The sequence below is a fragment of the Streptomyces viridosporus genome (assembly GCF_002078235.1).
GTDB classification, from domain to species: Bacteria; Actinomycetota; Actinomycetes; order Streptomycetales; family Streptomycetaceae; genus Streptomyces; species Streptomyces viridosporus.
Genome location: NZ_MSGP01000635.1, coordinates 1 through 5167, shown reverse-complemented (window position 1 = coordinate 5167; position 5167 = coordinate 1). Strand labels below are relative to the sequence as shown.

General features: G+C 73.5%; 4 protein-coding genes. All 4 read left to right on the top strand.

Features of this window, described 5'->3' with window-relative positions; translation table 11 throughout:
* The coding region (locus tag B7L92_RS34765) for an urease subunit beta (RefSeq protein WP_368656279.1) at positions 1–283 on the top strand (283 nt) is incomplete at its 5' end.
* The gene (locus tag B7L92_RS34760) at positions 280–1968 is read left to right on the top strand and encodes an urease subunit alpha (protein WP_081241213.1); all 1689 of its coding nucleotides are present in this window, start codon (positions 280–282) and stop codon (positions 1966–1968) included. The genes B7L92_RS34765 and B7L92_RS34760, both read left to right, overlap by 4 nt.
* Before the next feature lie 48 nt (positions 1969–2016).
* On the top strand, positions 2017–3717 hold the full coding sequence (locus tag B7L92_RS34755) for an amidohydrolase (protein WP_081241212.1): 1701 nt from the start codon (positions 2017–2019) through the stop codon (positions 3715–3717).
* On the top strand, positions 3714–5045 hold the full coding sequence (locus B7L92_RS34750; RefSeq protein WP_081241211.1) for an MFS transporter: 1332 nt from the start codon (positions 3714–3716) through the stop codon (positions 5043–5045). Before B7L92_RS34755 ends, B7L92_RS34750 begins: the two co-directional genes overlap by 4 nt.
* Positions 5046–5167 lie beyond the last annotated feature (122 nt).

The window sequence follows — 5167 nt, the reverse complement described above, 5'->3', positions numbered from 1 at the left end:
CGGCCCGGCCGGGCCGGACGCCCCCGGCGCCGTGCTGTCCGCCGGGGGCGGGACGGAGCTGGCACCCGGCCGCCCGCGCAAGGACCTGGAGATCACCAACCGGGGCGCCCGCGCGGTGTGGGTGTCCTCCCACTTCCCGCTCGAGGAGGCGAACGCCGCCCTGGAGTTCGACCGCGAGGCCGCCCGCGGCCACCGGCTGGACGTCCCGGCCGGGACCTCGGAGCGGTTCGAGCCCGGCACGACCCGCACCGTCACCGTGGTGGCACGAGGAGGAGAGCGATGAGCCGGATGTCCCGGCAGGCGTACGCGTCCCTGTACGGCCCGACCGCCGGCGACCGCATCCGGCTGGCCGACACCGACCTGTGGGTGCGGGTGGACGCCGACGACACCGAGCCCGGCGAGGAGATGCTCGGCGGCTGCGGCAAGACCGCCCGCGACGGCCTGCTGGTGGCCGGCCGGGCCCCGCGGGAGAGCGCGCTGGACATGGTGATCCTCGGCGTGGTCGTCATGGACCCGCTGATCGGCGTGCGCAAGACCAACATCGGCATCAAGGAGGGCCGGATCGTCGGCGTCGGGCGGGCCGGCAACCCGGAGAACAACGACGGCGTCGAACTCGTCGTCGACTCCCACACCGCGATGATCAACGGCCAGGGGCTCATCGCCACGGCCGGGATCGTGGACTCCCACGTCCACCTCTCCAGCCCCGAGGTGGTGCCCGCGGCGCTCTCCGCCGGCGTCACCACCATGGTCGGCATGGGGATCGGCGGCGTGTGGGACGTCGGCGCCAACCCCGCCCACAACCTGCACAGCCTCATCGAGGGCTGGCGCGACGCCCCGGTCAACGTGGCGTTCCTCGCCCGGGGCTCCTCCTCCTCACAGGAGCTGCTGGAGCGCGCGGTGCTGGCCGGCTCCGGCGGCTTCAAGATCCACGAGGACTGGGGGGCCACGCCCCGCATCGTCGACACCTGCCTGGGCGTGGCGGAGGAGGCCGACCTGCCGGTCGCCCTGCACACCGACACCCTCAACGAGTCCGGCTACCTCGCCGACACCCTCTCGGCCACCCGCGGGCGCACCGTGCACGCCTACCACGTGGAGGGCGGCGGCGGTCACCCCGACCTGCTGGAGATCGTCTCCGAGCCGCACGTGCTGACCTCCTCCACCACCCCGACGCTGCCGCTGACCCCGGCCACCGTGGCCGAGCTGCTGCCCATGACGATGACGGTCCACGGCGGCCACCACGGGGTGGAGAGCGACGTGTCGATCGCGGCGAGCCGGGTGCGCGAGCACGCCATCGCCGCCGAGAACGCCCTGCACGACCTCGGCGCGATCAGCATCGTCAACTCCGACTCCATGGGCATGGGCCGCATCGCCGAGACCGCGCGCCGCACCTGGCAGCTCGCGCACGTGCAGGCCCACCTGGCGGGACAGACCGGCCCGGACTTCGTCGGCAACGAGCGGGTGCTGCGCTACCTGGCCAAGATCACGCTGAATCCCGCGATCGCCCACGGCATGGCCGCGGACGTCGGCTCCCTGCGGCCCGGCCGTCTCGCCGACGTGGTGCTGTGGCGCCCCGCCACGTTCGGCGCGCAGCCGGAGCTGGTGCTCAAGTCCGGCTTCGTCGCCTGGGGGGTGTCGGGTTCGGGCTCCGGCTCCACCCGGCTGACCCAGCCGCGGGTGATGAAGCCCTACTTCGGCGGCCTGGGCGGGGCCCCGCGCCGGCTGTCCACTGTCTTCGTCTCCCGGGCCTGCCTGGACGACCGCGCCTCCGCGGGCGCCCTCCCCAAGGGGGTGCGCTACACGGCCCTGCGCGACAGCCGCGGTCTGACGCGCGGCGACATGGTCGCCAACACCGCCGTACCGACGGTGCGGGTGCCCACCACACCGGACGCGGTCCTGGTCGACGGCCGTCCGGTCGACGTCCACCACGCCGCGGACCTGCCGCTGACCCGTCTGCAGAACCTGGCCTGAACCGGCCCCGGCCACCGGGATCCGGACCCTCCATCGGAAAGCCGTTCCATGCTCGATCTCAAACTGCGCAACGCCCGCATCCGCACCGTGGACGACCACCGTCCCCACGCCCGCACCCTCGGTGTCCTGGCGGGGCGGATCGTCGGCCTCGACGCGACGGTCGAGGACCTGCCCGCGCGCACCGTGCTCGACTGCGGCGGCGCGGTCGTCGTCCCCGGATTCGGCGATGCCCACAACCACATGGCCTGGTTCGGCCAGTCCCTGGACGAACTCGACCTGAGCACGGCGACCACGTTGTCCCAGGTCTACGACGCCGTCGCCCGGCGCGCGGCCGGTCTGCCCGCCGACGCCTGGATCGTGGGCTCCGGCTACGACGACACGGTCATGGGCGGGCACCCGCACCGCGCGGAACTGGACCGGGCCGCGGATGGGCGGCCGGTGTGGCTCAAGCACCGCTCCGGGCACATGTGCGCGGTCGGCAGCGAGGTGCTGCGGCGGGCCGGCGTCCTCGACGGCACGGCGGACTCCCCCGAGGGCGGGGTCGTGGTGCGCGACGGCGACGGCGCGCCGACCGGCCTGCTCCAGGAGCGGGCCCAGTCCCTGGTCACCGGCCTGGTCATGCCCTACCCGGTGGCCGACCTGGCCGCCGCCCTGGGCCGCGCGAGCGCGGTCTACGCGGCGGAGGGGCTGACCCACGTGGTGGAGGCCGGGATCGGGCTCGGCCTCATCGGCCGCAGTCCCGTCGAGGCCGCCGCGTACCAGCTCGCCCGCGAACGCGGGACGCTGCGCACCCGGGTGGAGCTGATGGTGGCCGCCGACAACCTGCACGCCCTGCGCGCCCACGCCGACGACGGCATCACCACCGGGATCGACCTGGGCCTGCGCTCCGGCTTCGGCGACGACCGGCTGCGTCTGGGCCCGATGAAGATCTGGCTGGACGGGTCGCTGATCGGCCGCACGGCCGCGGTGTCCGAGCCGTTCTGCGGGCACGACCACGCGAGCGGCGTCTACCAGGACAGCCCGGAGGAGATGCGCCGGCTCGTCGTCGAGGCCCACCGGTCCGGCTGGCGGGTGGCCGCGCACGCCATCGGGGACAGCGCCGTCGACCTCGCCCTCGACGCCTTCGCCGAGGCCCAGGGCGTGCTGCCCCGCCCGGACGTGCGGCACCGCATCGAGCACTCCGCCGTGGTCCGCCCCGACCAGCTCGAGCGCTACGTGGAGCTGGGCGTGGTCCCGGTGCCGCAGGCGCGCTTCCTGTACGACGTCGGCGACAGCATGTCCGAAGGGCTCGGCCCGGACCGTACCCTGTGGATGTACCGGCACCGTTCCTTCCTCGACCGGGGGGTCCGGGTGCCGGGCAGCTCCGACCGGCCGGTCGCCCCGGGAGCGCCCCTCCTCGGGATGCAGTCCATGGTCGAGCGCCTCAGCCGGGCGGGCACCGTCCTCGCCCCGGACGAGCGCGTGAGCGCGGAGCAGGCCCTTCGGGCCTACACCATCGACGCGGCATGGGCCAGCCACGACGAGGACCGCCGCGGCAGCCTCACCCCCGGCAAATACGCCGATTTCGTCATACTTTCCGATGACCCTGTCACCGTCGACAGCCATCGGATCAGCGCCATCGACGTCCTCGCCACCTTCGTGGGCGGGGAGTGCGTCCACGGCGCCGACGCAGTCGGGGACCTCCCGACGGTGAACGGTCCCCTCCCCACGGCCGGAACCCCCCGGCCGGACGCAAGGAGTCACGCATGAGCACAGTCGGCCAGGTCACCCCAGGGGCTCCGCCGGGCACGTCGACCGATGCGAAGGCCAAGGACGCCGGACGGGTCGCCTTCGCGTCCTTCGTCGGCACGGCGCTGGAGTGGTACGACTACTTCCTCTTCGGCACCGCTTCCGCCATCGTCTTCAACCGGCTGTACTTCACCACCCTCAACCCCACGGCGGCCACCCTGGCGGCCTTCGCGACCTTCGGTGTCGGATTCGCCGCCCGGCCGATCGGCGCCCTCGTCTTCGGATGGCTCGGCGACCGCATGGGCAGGAAGCCGGCCCTGCTGATCACCGTGATCATGATCGGCATCGCCACCGGTCTGATCGGTCTGCTGCCCGGCTACGCCACCATCGGCATCGCCGCACCGCTGCTGCTGGTGTTCCTGCGCCTGGTCCAGGGCATCGCCGTCGGCGGTGAGTGGGGCGGCGCCATCACCCTGGCCGTGGAACACGCGCCGCCGGAGAAGCGCGGCTGGTACGCCGCGCTCCCGCAGGTCGGTTCCCCCGTGGGCACCCTGCTCTCCTCCGGCGCCTTCGCCCTGGTGCTCCTCCTGCCGTCCGAGTCCTTCGACTCCTGGGGCTGGCGCCTGCCGTTCCTGATGGCCTTCCCGCTGATGGGCATCGCCGTCTACATCCGCCGCAAGGTGGAGGAGTCGCCGCTCTTCGACGAGATGCTGGAGCAGAACGAGCAGGCCAAGGTGCCGGCGCTCGACATCTTCCGCCAGGCCTGGGGCCGGCTGCTGATCGCGATGGCCTCGGCGACCCTGGGAGTCGGCGGGTTCTACATGCTGACCACCTTCATGATCAGCTACGGGGCCGACACCCTGGGAATGCCGCGCTCCCTCATGGTCAACGGCACGCTGGTGGCGGCGGTCGTCCAGATCGCGGTGATCATCGTCGTGGGGCGCATGGCCGACCGCCTCGGCGCCGGCCGGGTCACGCTGTGGGGCGGCCTGCTCAGCGCCGCCTTCGCCTTCCCGCTCTTCTGGCTGGTCGAGACCGAGAGCCCGGTCGTGGTCGTGCTGGCCATGGCGACCGGCATCGGCGTGCTCTCCGTCGCGTACGCCGTGTCCGGGGCGCTGCTCGCCGAGCTGTTCCCGGCCCGGCTGCGCTACACCGGCGTGGCTCTGTCCTACAACCTGGCCGGCGCCCTCACCGGTTTCCTCCCCTTCCTCGCGACCGCGCTGCTCGCGGCCGGCGGAGGTGCCTCGTGGCCGGCCGCCCTGCTGCTGGTGGCCCTGTCCCTGATCACCGCCCTCGGCGGGTTCCTGGGCGGGCGCATGCGGGTGGAGGACAAGTCCCTCACCGGCTGAACCCCACCGGCCGCTCGGCCTTCGGACCTCTCACCGCCACCGTGCGCTCCGGCGCCCGGTGGCGGTGAGCCGTTTCCGGCCGTGACGGGCTCGGCGGTGCGCCACCGGGTACCGGTGGCGCA